Source organism: Ruegeria sp. AA3, assembly GCF_056542905.1.
In genome coordinates, this window is the sequence record NZ_JBQGAQ010000004.1 from 16,410 (window position 1) to 34,840 (window position 18,431).

Here is an 18,431-nt window from a genome sequence, read left to right on the forward strand (position 1 = left end):
TACTCGCAAGAAAACATCTTTTTTGTCCATTTGGTCAAAATTTTACTCTTTGCAGGGGTCGGCACACCTTTCTTTTCTTCGCAGCCCATGCGAATTTGGCGCAAACCTCCAAAAGGACGGAAAAATGGAAACGCAGAGCTCAGAAAGCCCCGTGCGCACCCCGCATCTGCCGCAAGTGACCGAGCCCCGGAACCCGGGAATGGACCTGGATCTGGATTGGGTGCGGGCCGTACAGGCCAACACTTCGGCCATCGAACGCCGCGCCGCGACGCTGCCCGGTCGGCGGTCGGTAAAGAAGGAATACCAGGCAGCATGGCTGCTGAAGGCGATCACAATGATCGACCTGACCACCCTATCGGGTGATGACACAGTAGGGCGGGTTCGCCGCCTTTGTGCCAAGGCTCGGCAACCAGTGGCATCGTCGGTTCTGCAGGCGCTGGACATGCCGCCAATCACAACCGGAGCGGTCTGCGTCTACCATGACATGATCGAAACGGCTGTGGACGCATTGGAAGGCACTGGTATTCCGGTTGCGGCGGTATCCACTGGCTTCCCGGCTGGTCTATCTCCATTCCATCTGCGCGTGGCCGAGATCGAAGAAAGTGTGAAAGCGGGCGCCGAAGAGATCGATATTGTGATATCGCGCCGTCATGTGCTGTCCGGCGATTGGCAGGCCCTTTATGATGAGATGAAAGCGTTCCGCGTCGCTTGTGGTGATGCCCATGTCAAAGCCATCCTTGCCACCGGCGAACTGGGCAGCCTGCGCAATGTCGCCCGCGCCTCTCTGGTCTGCATGATGGCAGGTGCTGATTTCATCAAGACCTCGACCGGCAAGGAAAGCGTCAACGCAACCTTGCCTGTTTCGCTGGTGATGATCCGAGCCATTCGCGACTATTATGACCGCACCGGCTATCGCGTAGGCTACAAGCCTGCGGGTGGGATTTCGAAAGCCAAGGATGCGCTGGTCTATCTGTCGCTGATCAAGGATGAGCTGGGCGACCGCTGGCTGGAACCGGATCTGTTTCGCTTTGGCGCCTCATCACTGCTGGGCGATATCGAGCGGCAGTTGGAACACTATGTCACCGGCGCTTACTCCGCTGGTTACCGTCACTCCATGGGCTGAGGACAAAAACAATGACAGTCAAAGAGATTTTCGAGACCATGGACTACGGCCCTGCCCCCGAAAGCGCAGCCGAGGCTCTGGCCTGGCTGGTCGATCAGGGCGACAAGTTCGGCCACTATATCGATGGCGCATTCACCAAACCCGGCAAAGGGTTTGATAGCCGCAATCCGGCGACCGGAGAGGTTCTGGCCAAGCTGACGCAAGCGAAACAGGGTGACGTGGACGCTGCCGTTGCCGCCGCGCGCAAGGCGCAACCCAAATGGGAGAAGCTGGGCGGCGCGGGGCGTGCACGTTATCTCTACGCGATTGCGCGCCTGCTGCAGAAGCATTCGCGCCTGTTTGCCGTGCTCGAAAGCCTCGACAACGGTAAGCCGATCCGTGAATCGCGCGATATCGACATCCCGCTGGCGCAGCGGCATTTCTATTACCATGCGGGCATGGCGCAGTTGATGGAAAGCGAACTGCCCGACGCTCAGGCGCTGGGGGTTTGCGGCCAGATCATTCCGTGGAACTTCCCGCTGTTGATGCTGGCGTGGAAAATCGCGCCTGCGCTGGCAATGGGCAACACGGTGGTTCTGAAGCCGGCCGAGTACACCTCGCTGACCGCACTGCTGTTCGCCGATATCTGCTCGCAGGCCGGGTTGCCGAAAGGCGTGGTCAATATCGTGACCGGAGACGGTGCGGTGGGCGAGATGATCGTAAACGCGGACGTCGATAAGATCGCCTTTACCGGTTCGACAGTTGTGGGGCGGCGCATCCGCGAGGCGACTGCAGGGTCGGGCAAGGAGCTGACATTAGAATTGGGCGGTAAGTCCGCCTACGTCGTCTTTGATGACGCCGATATCGACAGTGCCATCGAAGGTCTGGTCGACGCCATCTGGTTCAATCAGGGTCAAGTCTGCTGCGCAGGCTCGCGCCTTCTGGTTCAAGAGGGCATCGCCGATCGTTTCCACGCTAAGTTACGTGCCCGGATGGACACCCTGCGCATCGGTGACCCGCTGGACAAGTGCATCGACGTGGGCGCTGTAGTGGACCCTGTTCAGCTGCAGACCATCAAGGGCATGGTTGAAAGTAACACCGCTGGTCGCGTTCATCAGGCCGCTTGCGACTTGCCCGCGAACGGCTGCTACTACCCGCCAACGCTGATCTCGGGGTTGGAGACCTCTGACCCGCTGATGCAGGAAGAGATCTTTGGACCGGTACTAGTTTCGTCTACCTTCCGCACCCCCGAAGAAGCGGTCGAACTGGCTAACAACACCCGCTACGGGTTGGCCGCAACGGTCTGGACCGAAAACGTAAACCTCGCGCTGGACATCGCGCCCAAGCTGGTTGCTGGTGTGGTCTGGGTGAACGCGACCAACCTGTTTGACGCCGCCGCCGGGTTTGGCGGCGTGCGCGAAAGCGGCTTTGGTCGCGAAGGCGGCTGGGAAGGTTTGGCGGCATACACAAAGCCCAAGGGCAAAGGTAAACCGCTGGCGAAGATCGAGGCGACCATGGGCGAAGGTGCTCCGGTCGATCCAATCGACCGCACCGCCAAATTGTATATCGGCGGTAAACAGGCGCGGCCTGACGGTGGCTATTCAAAGCCCGTCTGGGGTAAATCCGGTCTGCTGGGCCATGTGGGGCTTGGTAATCGCAAGGACATCCGGAATGCGGTTGAGGCCGCAGCTGGTGCCAAGGGTTGGTCCAAGACAACCGGCCACCTGCGCGCGCAGATCTTGTACTACATCGGCGAAAACCTCTCGGCCCGTGCCGATGAATTCGCCGCGCGTATCGACGCAATGACCGGCAAAAAGGACGGCGCGAAAGAGGTTGAAGCCTCAATCCAGCGTCTGTTTGCCGCCGCTGCCTGGGCCGACAAGTATGACGGTCAAGTGCATGGCGTTCCGATCCGGGGAGTCGCTATTGCGATGAAAGAGGCCGTTGGCGTGATCGGTGCTCTGTGTGCCGACGAGGCACCACTTCTGGGTCTGGTTTCTGCGATGGCGCCGGCGATTGCTATGGGCAACCGGACAGTTCTGCTGGCTTCCCAGCCCTATCCACTGGCGGCAACAGACTTTTACCAGATCCTCGAAACTTCGGACGTCCCCGCTGGCGTGGTCAATATCCTGACCGGCAGTCATGCGGAATTGGCGAAACCGCTGGCCTCACATATGAACGTCGATGCGGTCTGGTCGTTCTCGTCCACCGACTTGTCGAAAGAGATCGAGGTTGTCTCGGCCGGGAACCTGAAACGGACCTGGGTGAATAACGCGACGGCATTTGATTGGGGCGTGGACCATTCCCGCCGCTTCCTTCAGGCTGCGACCGAAGTGAAAAACATCTGGGTGCCCTACGGCGAGTAGGGCTCCCTGCCAAGGGAGGTCTACATGGATTTTTCAGGAAAAACCGTCATCGTCATCGGCGGAACCAGCGGCATCAATCGCGGCATTGCCGAGGCCTTTGCGGCCTCGGGCTCCAAACTGGCTGTAGCCAGTCGTTCGCAGGAAAAGGTTGATGATACAGTCGCGGCTCTGAAAGCCGCTGGCGCGCAAGATGCCATCGGTGCAGCGTTTGACGTGAGGAACCCTGAGGCCGTAGCGGCGGGACTGAAACAGTTCCATAATACATTAGGCGATTTTGACGTTTTGGTCTCGGGCGCAGCAGGTAACTTCCCGGCGCTGGCGGCAGAGATGTCAGTCAATGCGTTCAAAACTGTGATCGATATCGACCTGATGGGCACGATCCACGTGATGAAGGGGGCCTACCCGTTCCTCAAACGCCCCGGCGCCAGCATCATCAACATTTCGGCCCCGCAGGCCTACTTACCTTATGAAGGTCAGGCCCATGTCTGCGCGGCAAAGGCGGGCGTGGATCAAATCACCCGGACCCTTTCGATGGAATGGGGTGTGGAAGGCATTCGTGTGAACTCGGTCGTGCCCGGTTTCATCGAAGGCACCGAGGGAGCCAAACGCCTTGCCCCCACCCCGGATGCTGGGGAAGCGTTACGCAAAGACGTACCGTTGGGCCGTTGGGGCCAGCCGCAGGACGTGGCAAACGCCTGCCTGTTCCTCAGCTCAGATATGGCGAGCTATATCAGTGGCACGGTTCTGGCGGTCGACGGGGCACTTTATCAGCGCGGGTCAGGCAAGTTCGGGCAAATGATGGGGCAAATGCTGCGTGCACAGGCAAAACAGAACTGAGCACCTGTCAGGACATTGGCATCGCCAACATTTTAGGACTCGCGGGATTACCGTTTCAAATAAGGCTAGGAGCGTTTGACATACAGTCCAGCTGCAACCAAAAACGTAGTCAGCGAACCGGCCACAACATAGAGAATGAATGCGCTGAGCAGGGATTGGCCGAGAGCCAGAGAGGCCGCAAATGTCAGCAGCCCCGCAAGTATCCCAATTCCTAATGCCGCAACTATCATGGCGTCTTTCTGTCCTACCTATTGTCGAACGAGACACCGGTTTGATCTAACCGCTCAATCGCCTCGACAATGAAAGCATCCTTGATGTTTCTGGCCAAATTATGACCGCGACTCATTAATGAACTCTTAAGTCACAAAATTGCACGCCAAGGGATTTCTGGTACCCTTGGCAGATTTATAGATTGCGACTAGCTCAACACAATCACACCGTCATGACGCGCAGCAAGGTCGTCTGGCCGCTATCCGTCCAGACCGATCGGTTTCCCAACCACGGTGAAATGCAGGCCTTCGGGGTCCAAAAACTCGGTCGCTACCCGGTTTATATCCTCCAGTGTCACCGCGTTCACCTTGTCATTGCGGGTTGCGATATAGTCGATGGGTAAGTCTTCCATCTGCATCCCCACCATGATCCCCGCAATCTGACCATTCCCGTCGAACCGTAGCGGATATGCGCCTGTAAGATAGGTCTTGGCGTCATCCAGTTCCTCTTGGGTAAATCCCTCGGACGCAGCCCGGGCCCACTCATCTCGGATCACGTTAACCGCGTCGGCAATCCGGTCGTTGGCGGATGAGACCGAACCAAGGTAAACCGAGGCCAGATCCTTGGGCACCAGAAAGGTCGAGACACCGTAGGTTAGACCACGCTTTTCCCGCACTTCGTGCATCAGGCGGCTTTCAAATCCACCACCGCCTAATATGTGATTCAGGATAAAGGCTGCAAAGAAATCAGGATCGTCGCGGTCAATGCCTTTTTGGCCAAAAAGAGCAACCGATTGAGGCGTGTTGAATTCCACCACACTTATGCCGCCATCGATCTTAACATCGGCCTTATCCGGGATGGCTTTCCCTGTTGCTGGCAAATCCACCAGCAACGTATCCAACAATGTGCCCAGTTCTTCGGCGGTGATGTCACCGACGGCCCCAACATATAGCCGATCCTTGGCAAAAACGTTCTGGTAGGCCGCAATGATATCGTCACGGGTCAGCCCCGAAACACTTTCGATCGTCCCTTTTCCGTCCGTCGCGTAGGGGTGATCTCCGTAAGCCATTGCTGCAAAACTGCGTCCGGCAATATCGTTCGGATCAGTTTGGTCCGATTTCAGACCCGAGAGCACCTGCCCCCGCACCCGTTCAATGGCATCTTGGTCAAAGCGGGGTTCGTGAATTGTAGTCCGCAACAGATTGACCGCATCATCGCGGTTCTCGGTCAGGAAGCGGGCTGAAATCGAGACTGTATCATCCGTCGCGCGGTAGCTGAATGAGGCCGCCAATGCCTCAAGCTCGCGCGCATAGGTCCGGACATCCATGTCGCCCGCGCCTTCCTCGATCAACCCGCTCATCAGGTAAACCGCGCCGCGTTTGTCGGGATCATCCAAGGAGGTGCCGCCGCGAAATCGCATCTCAAGCGCGGTAAAGGGTATTGAGTGATCTTCGACCAGCCATGCGGTGATTCCTCCTGGCGAGGTTACCTCCTGGATTTTGATTTCAGCCCATGCGGGCAACGCGATAACAACAGCGATCAGGGTCGCGAGAATGCGTTTCATTGTGTCACCTCATCATCGCGCATCAACCAACCGGTTACAGATGTTTCGGGCTGTATCACTTCTCGTGCCGCCGCGATGATGTCATCGCTTGTCACCGCCTGCAGGATATCCGGCCAAGCCTGTACATCCTCAACCGTCAACCCGCTGGTCAGCGCGCGTCCATAGCGGTTTCCGATACCGTCCACATTGTCGCGCGCATAGGTTTGAGCGGCGCGAAGCTGCATCTTGATGCGATCCAGATCCTCTTCATTCACGCCTTCGGCAATAAAGTCTGAAACGACCTGATCCATCGCATCCTCGGCCTCCTGCAACGAGACACCTTCAGCCGGAACAACAATCAGATCAAAGGTTGTGTCATCCAGTGAAACGCCCCGGTAGAACGCACCGGTATAGACGACCAGTTGCTGCTCAAACTGCAGCTTTTCATTCAGATAGGATGTAGTGCTACCGCCCAGTAACTCGGCCAGAAGAAACAGCGCCGCGGCTTTCTCTTGTGCGCCTGCATCGCGTTCGGGTGCCAGATAACTGCGTTGCACATAAGGCTGCGAGACTCGGGCGTCTTTGTAGGTCAGGCGGCGCTCAGCCGTTTGCGGGGGCTCCTGCGAACGGATCCTTTCGGGCAGGTCCGGATTGGCGGGTATCACACCATAATACTGATCTGCCAGCATTTTGACCTCGTCCGGGTAAACATCACCAGTCACGACCAGAATGGCGTTATTGGGCGCATAATGGGTCTGATAAAAGGACAGGGCATCGTCCATGTCGAGCTCTTCCATCTCGTGCTTCCAGCCGATAATGGGAACGCCATAGCGGTGGTTCAGATACTGCGCTGCGTTCATCTGTTCGCCAAACAGCGCGCGTGGATTGTTCTCGGTCCTCTGGTTACGTTCCTCAAGGATGACGTCGCGCTCGGTCACGATGTCATTTTCGGTCAGGCGGATGTTGCGCATCCGGTCCGCCTCCATCCGCATCATCAGTTCCAACCGATCGGCGGCAACGCGCTGGAAATAGGCAGTGTAGTCATACGAGGTAAATGCGTTGTCATTTCCCCCGTTGGCCGCGACGGTGGCCGACAACTCGCCCGCTTCCATTGTATCTGTGGCCTTGAACAAGAGATGTTCCAGAAAGTGCGCTACACCAGAGGACCCGATCGGTTCGTCTGCCGAGCCTGCCCGATACCAGACCATATGCTGCACCACCGGCGCGCGGTGGTCTTCGACCACTACGACGTCCATGCCGTTATCAAGCGTGAAAGTGGTAACCGCCTCATGCCCCTCTTTGGCCAAAAGAGGGGATGCTGCGATCAGGGCAGCCGACAATGCCAGGGCCCGAACCATGGGGCATCCTCCGTTTCGTTTCTGGTATTCAAACTACGGTGGTGCTGCCAGTGTTCAAGGCCAATGACGGAATGTTAAGAAAAGTTCATTCCAACGGAGGCGCAGAAGGTGTTTCGATACCACGCTGCCGCGCCGCTTCGTTTGCATTGTTCGCATCGATCGACTCGCGCCGATATGCCTGCGAATAACGATCCACCGGGAAAAGGCGCAAACGCGTGAAGCGCTGCTTCTTCTTACGGAAATCCGCATCTTCCTGAGCAACAACCTGCCGCGTATTGGCGGGAACACCATATCGGCTTGAAGCTGTGACCAGCGCTGCATCACTCGCAGGGATCGCGGTATTGGGGTTCAGGGCCGCTTCGCTGCCGCCGAGAGCCACAACAGCATCTGCCTTTGGATTGGGATCCGTCAGATTCGCACCACCGGGGGTAGGTGCAGGTAGAAACGCATAATCCTTTGGTTGGGTCAGCGGCTTAACCGGCAGGACCGAGAACTCATCCGGCCCGGGTCCGGGCGCCCGAAGATTGCGCAAACCAATATCAGAACAGCCCGCAACTGTCGCGGCGAGTGTCAGAACAAGAATGGTGCGTGGCATACGCATCAGTGTCTCCAGTCAGTTTCAGGCGCTTTTATCGCATATCATCGGGCAGGTCACGAGGGCTTTTTGCCATCGAACAGGACCAGACCCAATGCTCCCGCAAATATGAACACATCCGCCAGATTGAACACAAACGGGTTATTGATCCCACAGCAGGACATGTTCAGAAAATCCAGAACATAGCCATAAAGCACCCGGTCCACGACATTTCCCAGCGCGCCGCCGATCAGCAGGCCACCGCTGAATTGTTGAAACCTCGTCGGAGCTATTCGGCCCAACCAAATCAGGACACCCAGACAAATCGCCAGAGAAATGCCGATCAGGACCCAGCGCGCTGCATCGCTGTCGCCCTGAAACAGCCCGAAGTTGATGCCGCGATTCTCACCGTATTTGAACACCAGAAACGGCGGCAGGACGCCGATATCGCCCTGCGCCACGCGCAGCACATGAACGACCAGATACTTGCTGATCTGGTCGATCAAAAACGCCGCCAGTCCGGCCCAGAGGAGGAGCGGGCTGCGCATCAGTGACGGAAATGCCGCATACCGGTGAAGACCATGGCCAGACCTGCCTCATCTGCCGCCGCGATCACCTCATCGTCACGCATCGAACCGCCGGGCTGAATGACGCAAGTGGCGCCTGCCTCGGCGGCCTCCATCAATCCGTCGGGAAAGGGAAAGAACGCATCAGATGCCACGGCCGAGCCGATGGTCAGTGGTTGGGGCAGTTCCAGTACGTCGGCCATGCGCTCGGCCTTTTTGGCGGCGATCAACGCTGAATCGACGCGGCTCATCTGGCCTGCACCAACGCCTACGGTTGCGCCGTTTTTAACGTAGACTATAGCGTTGGATTTTAGGTGTTTGGCGACCTTCCAGGCAAACAGCAGATCGCGCATTTGTTCGTCAGACGGGGCCTTCTTGGTGACGACCTTCAGGTCATCCATGCCGACAAAGCCGTTATCCTTGTCCTGCACCAGCAGGCCACCGGCGACCTGACGCACGGTTTTCCCTCCTGCTGTCACGTCAGGCAGAGCCTCTGTGGTAAGCAAGCGCAGGTTCTTCTTCGCGGCAAATATCGCTTTGGCCTCGTCCGACGCACCCGGAGCGATCACGACCTCGGTAAAGATTCCAGTGATCTCTTGCGCGGTTTGCGCATCCAGAGGCTGGTTCAGAGCAACGATTCCGCCAAAGGCCGAGGTCCGATCACAATCGAACGCGGCTTTGTAGGCCTCAAGCAACGTAGCCCCCTTGGCCACACCGCACGGGTTCGCGTGCTTTATGATGGCACAGGCTGCGCCGTCCGCCGGATCAAACTCGGCGACCAGCTCAAACGCTGCGTCCGTGTCGTTGATGTTGTTGTAGCTCAGTTCCTTGCCCTGATGCTGCACAGCGGTCGCCACGCCAGGGCGATCCGTACCATCTGTGTAGAATGCAGCCTGCTGATGGCTATTCTCGCCATAGCGCAGGGTCTGTTTCAACTCACCCGCAAAGGCGCAGCGTTTCGGCGCCTCAAGCTGCAATGCGTCGGCCATCCACTTGGACACGGCGGTGTCATAAGCGGCGGTCCGGGCATAGGCCTTTTGCGCCAGCCACTGTCGGAAACCCAGCGACGTCTTACCGTAGTTTTCTTCAAGTTGATCCAGCAGCGAAGAATAATCCTCGACATCCACAACGACGTTAACGAAGGCATGGTTCTTGGACGCCGCCCGGATCATCGCAGGTCCACCAATGTCGATATTCTCGATGCACTCATCGTAACTTGCACCCTTCGCCACGGTCGCTTCAAACGGATAGAGGTTCACGACCAGCAGGTCGATCGCAGCAATCCCGTGTTCGTTCATCGCGGCAACGTGGGTATCATTGTCGCGCAGCGCCAGCAGACCGCCATGCACCATCGGGTGAAGCGTTTTGACCCGGCCATCCATCATCTCAGGAAAACCGGTCACCTCGCTCACATCTTTGACCTCTAGGCCAGCATCACGCAACGCTTTGGCCGTGCCGCCAGTCGAAAGTAACTCGACCCCGCGTTCGGACAGTGCCTTGCCCAGTTCGATCAATCCGGTCTTGTCGGAAACGGAAAGCAACGCGCGGCGCACGGGGTGAAGATCGGTCATGGGTCCAATGGTCCTTTTGGCGTCAGTCGAAAACGGGCTCGTCCCGGTGCGTATCGCGCACGGCATAGGCTGTATCCTGAGCCTTGCTGAGCGTCCACCGGATGCGCGTCGCATACTCCATTGCGCGCCCAGATAGAACGATCTGTTTTGTCGCGCGCGGCTTTAATCGACCTTTTTCCAAGTAAACGCTTGGTTCAACTGACAACTTTCCAACGCGATCGTGGCGGAAAACCCAGATCTCGCCGCTTTTGAGCGCCATCGACACGGCCGCACCGCCCAAATCCAACGCCGCATCAACGTCGGGATGCAGGTGAAAACGGATATCAAAGGCGATCCCATTCAGGCCCGCCCCGTCCATGGCCCGGTCAAATTGCCGTTTGGCTTTGTCGGTTGCGGTCAACAGTATATCTTCCCCTTCAAGCTCGCGCCCATCAAATCGCAGCTCGAGCGTACGGGCGTGGGTCAGACCGAACACTTTGTTGTAACCATCATGGCCGACCATGAACCGTGTGCCCTCAAAGGCATCTTCGAAATCCACCGGGACGTCCCGAGGGCCATCGACCAGCGCCTCCTGCGACGATCCTTTTGCGACTTCGGCAAGCCGCGCGCTGGAGTAGCCGTCGACACACAGGGTTGAATGGGACGGGGTTGCGCGCCCCGCACGTCGCCAATCCTGACCAAAACTGCCACCCGATCCACAGTTCACGATCAGCGGGCGCCGGCCCGAGGTCAGTTCAAACGCAAGGGTGGACGCGTGCGCGTTATACGAGGCTGCGCCTTTGGGTGGCGCGCTGGCATCCACCAGAACCGTCGTGCGCGAGGCCGCCAGACGCGCATAACCCATCGACAGGTCCGAGTGCTGCTGCGGCTTTACCCCGCTTTGCGCCAACGCCTGATCCAACCGTCCTTCCAACCCGCGCCCACCGCCGTGAAATCTGGCCAGCGCCCCATCCGCATGGCGCAGATTTCGCAACGTCGGCGCGATGCGTTTGATCGCTTCGGTCTGCGAAGCAGGTGTGCCGCGGCCCACTTCGCTGAGAGCCGCCGAAGTCCAGGACAACAAGGTAAACACCTCAAGCAATTCTTCGGGATTGCGGGTTGGGATACCGCCTTCGGCATCAATCTGACGTTCACACTCACGGGCCAGAGCACGCAAGGCCGGGTCTGCCATCTGCTCCTGACCTTCCAACGCCAATCCGGCCTGCACAAGACCGGCCAGAGCCTCGAACCTTGGCAATCCCGGTGTTGCCGCTGTCCAGCGTTTGGACAGAAACCACGTCTGCTGCGACAGCGATCGAAAGAAAGCCTTGCTTTGCGCCTCATCAACACCGCGCAGCAGAAAAACCGCGTGATTGATCCAACGCATGACCCGCCGCCCTGTCAGGTCCGGCGCCCAACCAGGGCCTTTGCCGCGCCCATGCGCATCTATCCAACCCCAGACCCAACGCTGCGCTTTTTCCCGGGCGCGCATGTCGCCCACGGCCGCCAAATCGTCCAGCCACACAAAACCGTGGCGTTCGTCATCGAAATCAAGGCTTGGCGCGACCACATCCCAGAGGTCGGTGTCATCAGCCTCGACCAGATATCCCGCAAACAGCAAATTCCCGGCCACCAGTTGCCGACCACGGGCAAAAGACCCAACCGTACGCGGCTCGGGCTGGCCGACGAATCCCGAGACCGCCTTCCGCCTTTGACTCAGGCGCGCGTAAAGACGGTTCTGAAACCGCGTCCAGCGATTGGCCATTGTATCCGTGTTTGACATGACGCTTGCGACTCTGCCCCTTGCGCTCTGCGGGCGCTTGAGCACACGATAGACCGGTCCGCTCGTCAAGTCATCGAAAAGCGTCGCGTCAGGCGGATTTGTTCAGACAGGCGATATAAAACCCGTCCATCCCGCCCTTGTCCGGCCAGTAATCGGGACGCAAGCGCAGGCCACCTTCTTCAGTGATCCAATCTGCTTCAACGCCCGCAATCTCAAGAGCGGCGCGGTCAACCTGCATATCGGAATAGCTATCCAGTGCCTCTTCAATCTGTACTTCACCCTCGTCCGGCAGCAGCGAGCATGTGCAATAGACCAACCGCCCGCCAGGCTTCAGCAAAGTCCAGGCATGGGCCAGCATGCGCGCCTGTAACTCGATCAACCCGCCAAATTCCGAACCGTCCTTGGCGAAAGGCAAATCCGGATGGCGGCGAATCGTACCCGTTGCCGAACAGGGTGCGTCCAGCAAGATAGCGTCATACTGGCCCTTATGCTCCAGCGCATCTTGGGCGAAAACCTTAGCTTTCAGGCCGGTTCGTTTCAGGTTCTCGCGAACGCGCACAAGCCGCGCTTCCGAGATATCCAGAGCGGTGACATCTGCACCTGCAGCAGATAGCTGCAAGGTTTTTCCACCCGGCGCGCCGCAGAGATCCAGAATTTTCTCTCCGGCTTTCGGGGCCAGAACCCGAACGGGTAACGCCGCCGCCGCATCCTGAACCCACCAATCCCCGGCCTCATATCCCGGCAGGGTCGAGACCTGCCCCGCATCCTGCAGCCGCGCCGAACCGGTGGGCAAGATCTCTGCACCCGCGATCTCGACGCTTGGTTTTGGCGTCAAATCCAATGGTGCCCCGTTGAAATGCGCGTGCTCCATACCTTTCACGGCGTCTTCACCCCACGCCATGATCAGCGGTTCGCGCAACCACTCTGGCAGGCGAGGCACGCGCATCTTAGGCCAAGCGTCGGGACCGTCGGCGGCAATCTTGCGCAGTACCGCGTTCACCAACCCCTTCAGTCGACCATGCTTGCGCGAACGGCCCACGATCTCGACCATGGAATTCACCACCCCGTGCGCTGCTTCGCCCTGACACAGCTCGACTGTGCCAAGCCGCAAGGCGTTGTGAACCGTCAGCGCGGGCGTTTGTCGCAGGTGATCGGCCAGCAGCCGGTCGGCACGCTCGAGCCCGCGCAGGGTTTCGATCGTCAATCGTTGCGCCCGCGCGCGATCCTCAGGGGCCAATCGATCCAGCGCACCTGCCGCAAGACATTCGGGCAACAGCCGCCCCTCGCCGAGTATCTGATCCAGCAGATAGATCGCACTTCGGCGCGCTGCTGTGGCGGAATTTAACATGATGCTGAGTGCCTCTCGTGACCTTTGCCCGCATTGCCTTGGGCGGACGAGGGCGTATATCAAGGCCCTGTACGGAAAGGAACCCAATGTCATGAGTGACGAGCGCAAAGACCTGCCCCCTGCCGCCCAGCGCGCCCTTGCCGAGGCAGAAGAACGCCGCAAAAACGCAGAGGCCGAAGCGAAGGCACGGCCCAAAGAGCTGGGCGGGCGCGACGGACCAGATCCGGCCCGTTACGGTGATTGGGAGAAAAAGGGCATCGCAATCGATTTCTGATCAGCCATCGCGCAACGCCTGCAAGAAGTCATCGATCAAAGCGCGCTGTCGGTTCGAGCGCACCCTATCCTCGGGCCATGTCAGCCAATAGCCATCTTTTGTCGCAAGCTCGGGCATATCCAGTCTGCGAAGTTGACCGGTCTCCAAACTGCTCGACGCCAATGGGAGTGATCCCAACGCGATCCCCATGCCCTGACGCGCTGCAGTGATGGCATGACCCACCGAGTCGAAACTGATCCGGCCAGCCGGCAATTCATCAACCCCCGCAACCTGCGCCCAATCCTTCCAGCCGGGGCGTTCTCCGCGTAGATCAATCAGCGGCGCGCCCCACTTGATGCCAGATGCTGCCATCGGTGCCAGCACTTCAGGCGCGATAAGCTTTGCCTTTCGCCCAGGCCAGACGCCTCTGCCATAGCGGATCTGCAGCCAGGTACGCTCTTCCTCCAGCGAAGCGCGACGCGCCATCGAATCTGTCATCACACGCACTTTGGGCTGCGCCTCCAGGAACGTGGGCAAGGCAGGGAGAACCAGCGCGTGGATATGCGACGAAAGTCCTGCGACGCGAAGCTCGCGCGGGTTTTTTCCGAAAAGGTCCTCGGTATGGCGTTCCAGTGCCTGCAGACTGTCCTGCACCAATGGCAGATAGCTTTCACCCTCGATTGTCAGCGACACGCCCCGTGCCTCGCGCACAAACAGCGACCGACCCAACCAAGCCTCAAGATTGCCGATCCGTTGACTGACCGCTGCCTGCGTCAGACCAAATTCGCGCGCAGCGGCAGAAAAACCGCCCAGTCGCCCGGCAGCTTCGAACACGCGCAGCCAGTCCAGAGGGGGTAATCCGATCTTATTCTTAGCCATAAGATTTTCCAGGCCTCAGTGGCAATAAGGTTTAATTGTGGTAATGCCACGAAGCGCGTATCTCCTCAAGCAAAGCCCGCGCTGAACAGGAGAACCCCCATGCTGCGCTCTGCCACCCATGACCCCTCGATGGTCACCATCGATTTTGCGAACGGCACTCAATCCCGATTTCACGCCATCTGGTTGCGCGACAACGCTCTGGACCCCGAAACACGAGCGTCGGGCAATGGTCAGCGCCTGATCACAATCAGCGATATTCCGGCTGAGACTTCGATCAGCGCGGCAGAGGTCGTTAACGGAGATCTGATCGTCACATTCCAACCCGAAGACAAAACTGTGACTTTTCCGGCCAGTTGGTTGGCCGAACACATCTATGATCGCGATCGGGACAGCGAGATCGGCCGCCTGGCCCCAGACATCACAACTTGGGAACGCGGCATCGACGCGCCGTGTGGTGACTGGAATGCGGTACATGCCAACCCCACAGCCAAGCGCGACTGGCTGGCCGCAGTGGCGGAATACGGGTTCGCTAAGCTAACAGATGGCCCCACCGAGCCAGAATCGCTGCTGAAAGTGGCCGATTTGTTCGGCTATGTGCGTGAGACCAACTATGGTCCCTATTTTGAGGTCCGGACCGAGGTAAATCCAACCAACCTCGCCTATACCGGATTAGGGTTGCAGGCCCATACCGACAACCCTTATCGCGACCCGGTCCCGACGCTGCAAATCCTCTACTGTCTTGAGAATTCGGCCGAAGGTGGGGATTCCATTGTTGTCGATGGCTTCCGCGCGGCCGAGCGTCTACGCGATCAGAACCCCGAAGGTTTCGCCCTGCTGGCGGGCTATCCGGCGCGGTTTGAATACAAAGGCTCTGACGGCGTCTGTCTGCAGTCGCGTCGCCCGATGATCGAACTGTCTACGGATGGCGAATTGATCGGCATCCGCTTCAACAACCGTTCCTCCGCTCCGTTCGTTGATGTGCCTTTCGATCAGATGGAGGCCTATTACGCCGCCTATCGTCTGTTGGGTGAGATCATCGACGATCCTGCCATGGGCGTGTCTTTCAAGCTGGAACCGGGCGAAAGCTTTATTGTCGACAACACCCGCGTCCTGCATGCGCGTCTGGGTTACTCCGGCGCGGGGTCACGCTGGCTGCAGGGCTGCTATGCTGACAAGGATGGGTTGCTTTCGACCTTGGCAGCCATGCGGATGGCACAGCCGGAGGCAGCAGAATGAAACCCGACTTTTCAACCCTGAACCAGGACAACATCGTGGCATTTATCGGCGACATCTTCGAGCGCCGTGGTGGCGAGGAATATCTGGGCGAACCCGTGACCATGGCCGAGCACATGCTGCAAGGTGCCACGATTGCCGAACAAAATGGGCAGCCCGAAGAAATCATTGTCGGCGCGCTGTTGCATGACATTGGTCACTTCACATCTGAATTTGGCACCTATCATCCCGACGACACCGAAGATCGCCACCACGAGGACGCGGGAGCAGAGGTGCTCGAGCAGTTCTTCCCCGCGGTCATCACCGATTGCTGCCGTTATCATGTGGCGGCCAAGCGATATCTCTGCGCGACGAAGCCTGATTATTTCAACCGCCTGTCCGCCGCCTCGATTCATACGCTAGAACTACAAGGCGGCCCGATGAGCGCCGCGGAGGTCGCGGAGTTTGAGGCCAACCCGAACCTGAAAGAGATCATCCAGGTGCGCTATCTCGACGAGGCGGGCAAGCGCGCGGAAATGGAAACACCGGATTTCGCCCATTTCGCGCCGATGGTGCAGCGCATGGTCGATAAACATCTGGGTTCGTCATGACCGCGCCAGAGTACATCTTCGAGGCCAGTTCAAAACCATCCCTGCCCTGGCACGAGGTGCCGCTGATCCGCGCAACGGATACTTCGGTCAAGGGGTATGGCTGTCTGGTCGACACCCCGGATACGTTCGAGATCGAAATTGTGCGCTGGCCGCAGCAAGGTTGGCGACCAATTGACGAAGGAACCGGCGACGAAGCGGGTTGGGTCGAAGGCACGTTTAACTGCGACTGGCAGGGCGATGTTCTTTATGGTGAGAACGAGGCCGTCAAAGGCCACTACGTTCTGGGTTGGTCCACCGATCCGCAAAAGGCACAGAAGGGCCGTCAAACCGGACCCCGCGATCAGGTCTTGCTGTGGCATATGAACTACCACCCGGACGGGGGGCAGATGTTCTGGCCGCTGGACAACAAACCCTTCATCGTCCCCGCCGCCCTGCCCGGCGACAACCTAACGCCCGAAAAAGTGGTGGCGTTCTGGTGCGACGGCTCACGCGGGCTCTATATTCACCCCGGCATCTGGCACGAGGGGATTTTCCCGGTCGAAGACCACCAGCGTTTCCTTGACCGGCAAGGACGGGTTCATGCCCGCGTCAGCGCCGATATCGGGAAAGAATTCGGCGTCTATCTGGCCTGCCCGCTGCGAGCGGACAAGATCAGGGATTTATGACCAACGCCGCCTGATGACTCGAACGTTTGCGGGCGATCCAGAACTGTACGACCAGCAGATAAGGCACGAAGAACGCGAAGTTCTGCACCAGATCGAAAGGGCCCGAGAAATCGGGCTCTGACCCCACTCCACCGGTCAGCAGGTACCAAAGCGTGTAATGAACACGGTATAGCCATGACCCAAGAGCCAGCCAGAACAGCCGCAACCCCCAGGCCCAATGCCCTGCACGATCCCTGATCAGCGCCATCCTCGCCACCATTAATCCAGCGGTGAACAGGCAGAGCCCATACAGAAAGAACGCTGCAGACATGAGCGGTCCGCCGATGGTTCCGCGCAACGGGATATAGGTCATGCCCGCCAGGCCGGTTATCAGCGCCATCGTGACCAGCAGCCCGCCCAACATGCGATGAAATCCGATAAACCGCAGCCGAAGACCCCGCAGCAGCTGCAGCGGCACCAGCGCCACCAGCAAAGTTCCGGCAAAGATATGCAGCATCATGACCGCGTTGCCGACATCTTGACGGTCGGAAAAGAGATAGCTCTGCCTAGCCGCGTCCTCGGACAGGCCAACACCGATCATACCCAGCCCGTGCATCAAAAAGGGCAGCAGCGTCAGATAGAACACGATCAGCACCAATCCGGTCGCCACTCGAGATGTAAGGTTCCGCATAGGCCCGAGTTTAACGCCGTTGCGCGGCCCGTCGATGGCTTACAGCCCGAGCACATCCACCATGTCATACTGACCCGGTGCCTTGCCCTGCCCCCATAGCGCTGCCTTCAGCGCGCCGCGGGCAAAGATGACGCGATCCGTGGCGAGATGGCGCAATACGATGCGTTCTCCTGGCGCGGCAAACAGGACGTCGTGTTCGCCGACGATGTCTCCACCGCGGATGGCGTGGAAGCCGATATCGCCGCGTTTGCGCGCGCCGGTTATGCCGTCGCGACCTCGGTCGGACACATCCGCCAATTTGACGCCGCGCCCTTCGGCAGCGGCTTCACCCAGCATCAAGGCCGTACCAGAGGGTGCGTCGACTTTATGATGGTGGTGACCTTCAATTACTTCGATATCGAAATCCTCATCCAGCGCGGCGGCGACCTTTTTGGTCAGTTGCACCAGCAGGTTCACGCCAAGGCTCATATTTCCTGCCCGCACGATCACCGCATGGCGCGAGGCCGGTTCCAGCGCCGCAATCTGTTCGTCACTCATGCCGGTGGTGCCGATCACATGCACGCAGCGCGCCTGCGCGGCCAAAGCGGCAAACTCCAGCGTCGCCTCGGGTGCGGTGAAGTCGATCACCGCCTGCGCCTGCGCGAAGGCCTCCAGCGGATCATCGGTGACCAAAACTCCCAGCGCAGGGCCACCCATTGCTTCACCAACATCCTGACCGATCCAATCGTGACCCTTGCGCTCGACCACACCAACCAGGCGTGCCTGATCACTGTCGGTCACGGTCTTGATCAGCATCTGCCCCATACGGCCCGAAGCCCCTGTAATGACGATCCCCGGAATATGGGTCATTGCGTTGGTCCTTTTCTAAAGTCGGCTCAAAGCCTCCTACCCCGTTCGCACCCGC

General features: G+C 58.8%; 17 protein-coding genes. 7 read left to right on the forward strand and 10 right to left on the reverse strand.

Going from position 1 to position 18,431, the window contains the following annotated elements:
* Positions 1–124 precede the first annotated feature (124 nt).
* The 3 genes from deoC to ACR0JR_RS08600 are packed head-to-tail and all read left to right on the forward strand — an operon-like array spanning position 125 to position 4,305.
* On the forward strand, positions 125–1,123 hold the full coding sequence (gene deoC / locus ACR0JR_RS08590; protein ID WP_170541747.1) for a deoxyribose-phosphate aldolase: 999 nt from the start codon (positions 125–127) through the stop codon (positions 1,121–1,123).
* A gap of 11 nt (positions 1,124–1,134) precedes the next feature.
* The gene (locus ACR0JR_RS08595; protein WP_480455830.1) at positions 1,135–3,468 is read left to right on the forward strand and encodes an aldehyde dehydrogenase family protein; all 2,334 of its coding nucleotides are present in this window, start codon (positions 1,135–1,137) and stop codon (positions 3,466–3,468) included.
* 24 nt (positions 3,469–3,492) lie between these two features.
* The gene (locus ACR0JR_RS08600) at positions 3,493–4,305 is read left to right on the forward strand and encodes an SDR family oxidoreductase (RefSeq protein ID WP_480455831.1); all 813 of its coding nucleotides are present in this window, start codon (positions 3,493–3,495) and stop codon (positions 4,303–4,305) included.
* Positions 4,306–4,774: 469 nt separating this feature from the next.
* Here ACR0JR_RS08600 and ACR0JR_RS08605 read toward each other — a convergent pair whose 3' ends face one another.
* From ACR0JR_RS08605 to ACR0JR_RS08635, 7 genes are all read right to left on the reverse strand, one after another.
* Positions 4,775–6,079, reverse strand: a complete 1,305-nt coding sequence (locus tag ACR0JR_RS08605) for a M16 family metallopeptidase (RefSeq protein WP_480455832.1) — start codon at positions 6,077–6,079, stop codon at positions 4,775–4,777.
* The gene (locus ACR0JR_RS08610) at positions 6,076–7,416 is read right to left on the reverse strand and encodes a M16 family metallopeptidase (protein ID WP_480455833.1); all 1,341 of its coding nucleotides are present in this window, start codon (positions 7,414–7,416) and stop codon (positions 6,076–6,078) included. The genes ACR0JR_RS08605 and ACR0JR_RS08610 overlap by 4 nt, the downstream gene beginning before the upstream one ends.
* An 85-nt stretch (positions 7,417–7,501) precedes the next feature.
* On the reverse strand, positions 7,502–8,017 hold the full coding sequence (locus ACR0JR_RS08615) for a DUF3035 domain-containing protein (RefSeq protein WP_010438645.1): 516 nt from the start codon (positions 8,015–8,017) through the stop codon (positions 7,502–7,504).
* A 50-nt stretch (positions 8,018–8,067) separates the two neighbouring features.
* On the reverse strand, positions 8,068–8,538 hold the full coding sequence (lspA, locus tag ACR0JR_RS08620) for a signal peptidase II (RefSeq protein WP_480455834.1): 471 nt from the start codon (positions 8,536–8,538) through the stop codon (positions 8,068–8,070).
* Complete coding sequence (purH, locus tag ACR0JR_RS08625) at positions 8,538–10,127, reverse strand: bifunctional phosphoribosylaminoimidazolecarboxamide formyltransferase/IMP cyclohydrolase (RefSeq protein ID WP_480455835.1); 1,590 nt, start codon at positions 10,125–10,127, stop codon at positions 8,538–8,540. The genes lspA and purH overlap by 1 nt, the downstream gene beginning before the upstream one ends.
* 22 nt (positions 10,128–10,149) lie before the next feature.
* The gene (locus ACR0JR_RS08630) at positions 10,150–11,889 is read right to left on the reverse strand and encodes a heparinase II/III family protein (RefSeq protein WP_170776038.1); all 1,740 of its coding nucleotides are present in this window, start codon (positions 11,887–11,889) and stop codon (positions 10,150–10,152) included.
* 88 nt (positions 11,890–11,977) lie between these two features.
* A complete protein-coding gene (locus ACR0JR_RS08635) occupies positions 11,978–13,237 on the reverse strand; it encodes an RsmB/NOP family class I SAM-dependent RNA methyltransferase (protein WP_480455836.1) in 1,260 nt (419 codons plus the stop codon).
* A gap of 91 nt (positions 13,238–13,328) precedes the next feature.
* On the opposite strand from ACR0JR_RS08635, the gene ACR0JR_RS08640 reads away from it, so the two are divergent.
* Complete coding sequence (locus ACR0JR_RS08640; protein ID WP_010438637.1) at positions 13,329–13,511, forward strand: DUF1674 domain-containing protein; 183 nt, start codon at positions 13,329–13,331, stop codon at positions 13,509–13,511.
* Here the strand turns inward: ACR0JR_RS08640 and ACR0JR_RS08645 are convergent, their stop codons facing one another.
* Positions 13,512–14,369, reverse strand: coding sequence for a LysR family transcriptional regulator (locus ACR0JR_RS08645; RefSeq protein WP_480455837.1), 858 nt, complete (start codon positions 14,367–14,369; stop codon positions 13,512–13,514).
* Between the two features lie 99 nt (positions 14,370–14,468).
* Between ACR0JR_RS08645 and tmpA the strand changes: the two genes are divergently transcribed.
* The 3 genes from tmpA to ACR0JR_RS08660 are packed head-to-tail and all read left to right on the forward strand — an operon-like array spanning position 14,469 to position 16,857.
* Entirely contained in the window at positions 14,469–15,605 is a 1,137-nt protein-coding gene (gene tmpA, locus ACR0JR_RS08650; RefSeq protein WP_480455838.1) for a 2-trimethylaminoethylphosphonate dioxygenase, read from the forward strand.
* Entirely contained in the window at positions 15,602–16,192 is a 591-nt protein-coding gene (gene tmpB / locus ACR0JR_RS08655; protein ID WP_480455839.1) for a (R)-1-hydroxy-2-trimethylaminoethylphosphonate oxygenase, read from the forward strand. Before tmpA ends, tmpB begins: the two co-directional genes overlap by 4 nt.
* Positions 16,189–16,857, forward strand: coding sequence for an ureidoglycolate lyase (locus tag ACR0JR_RS08660; RefSeq protein WP_480455840.1), 669 nt, complete (start codon positions 16,189–16,191; stop codon positions 16,855–16,857). The genes tmpB and ACR0JR_RS08660 overlap by 4 nt, the downstream gene beginning before the upstream one ends.
* Here ACR0JR_RS08660 and ACR0JR_RS08665 read toward each other — a convergent pair.
* Complete coding sequence (locus tag ACR0JR_RS08665) at positions 16,844–17,527, reverse strand: DUF2306 domain-containing protein (protein ID WP_480455841.1); 684 nt, start codon at positions 17,525–17,527, stop codon at positions 16,844–16,846. The two genes, ACR0JR_RS08660 and ACR0JR_RS08665, sit on opposite strands and share 14 nt — an antisense overlap.
* A gap of 39 nt (positions 17,528–17,566) precedes the next feature.
* Positions 17,567–18,376, reverse strand: coding sequence for a 4-hydroxy-tetrahydrodipicolinate reductase (gene dapB, locus ACR0JR_RS08670; protein ID WP_170703575.1), 810 nt, complete (start codon positions 18,374–18,376; stop codon positions 17,567–17,569).
* Positions 18,377–18,431 lie beyond the last annotated feature (55 nt).

What these genes read in the sequence shown, in the direction of transcription:
- dapB (WP_170703575.1), bottom strand. Translation starts at nt 18,376, where the DNA reads ATGACCCATATTCCGGGGATCGTCATTACAGGGGCTTCGGGCCGTATG.
- tmpA (WP_480455838.1), top strand. Translation starts at nt 14,469, where the DNA reads ATGCTGCGCTCTGCCACCCATGACCCCTCGATGGTCACCATCGATTTT.
- ACR0JR_RS08645 (WP_480455837.1), bottom strand. Translation starts at nt 14,369, where the DNA reads ATGGCTAAGAATAAGATCGGATTACCCCCTCTGGACTGGCTGCGCGTG.
- lspA (WP_480455834.1), bottom strand. Translation starts at nt 8,538, where the DNA reads ATGCGCAGCCCGCTCCTCCTCTGGGCCGGACTGGCGGCGTTTTTGATC.
- ACR0JR_RS08665 (WP_480455841.1), bottom strand. Translation starts at nt 17,527, where the DNA reads ATGCGGAACCTTACATCTCGAGTGGCGACCGGATTGGTGCTGATCGTG.
- ACR0JR_RS08635 (WP_480455836.1), bottom strand. Translation starts at nt 13,237, where the DNA reads ATGTTAAATTCCGCCACAGCAGCGCGCCGAAGTGCGATCTATCTGCTG.
- ACR0JR_RS08610 (WP_480455833.1), bottom strand. Translation starts at nt 7,416, where the DNA reads ATGGTTCGGGCCCTGGCATTGTCGGCTGCCCTGATCGCAGCATCCCCT.
- ACR0JR_RS08595 (WP_480455830.1), top strand. Translation starts at nt 1,135, where the DNA reads ATGACAGTCAAAGAGATTTTCGAGACCATGGACTACGGCCCTGCCCCC.
- ACR0JR_RS08640 (WP_010438637.1), top strand. Translation starts at nt 13,329, where the DNA reads ATGAGTGACGAGCGCAAAGACCTGCCCCCTGCCGCCCAGCGCGCCCTT.
- purH (WP_480455835.1), bottom strand. Translation starts at nt 10,127, where the DNA reads ATGACCGATCTTCACCCCGTGCGCCGCGCGTTGCTTTCCGTTTCCGAC.
- ACR0JR_RS08605 (WP_480455832.1), bottom strand. Translation starts at nt 6,079, where the DNA reads ATGAAACGCATTCTCGCGACCCTGATCGCTGTTGTTATCGCGTTGCCC.
- ACR0JR_RS08615 (WP_010438645.1), bottom strand. Translation starts at nt 8,017, where the DNA reads ATGCGTATGCCACGCACCATTCTTGTTCTGACACTCGCCGCGACAGTT.
- tmpB (WP_480455839.1), top strand. Translation starts at nt 15,602, where the DNA reads ATGAAACCCGACTTTTCAACCCTGAACCAGGACAACATCGTGGCATTT.
- ACR0JR_RS08660 (WP_480455840.1), top strand. Translation starts at nt 16,189, where the DNA reads ATGACCGCGCCAGAGTACATCTTCGAGGCCAGTTCAAAACCATCCCTG.
- ACR0JR_RS08630 (WP_170776038.1), bottom strand. Translation starts at nt 11,889, where the DNA reads ATGTCAAACACGGATACAATGGCCAATCGCTGGACGCGGTTTCAGAAC.
- deoC (WP_170541747.1), top strand. Translation starts at nt 125, where the DNA reads ATGGAAACGCAGAGCTCAGAAAGCCCCGTGCGCACCCCGCATCTGCCG.
- ACR0JR_RS08600 (WP_480455831.1), top strand. Translation starts at nt 3,493, where the DNA reads ATGGATTTTTCAGGAAAAACCGTCATCGTCATCGGCGGAACCAGCGGC.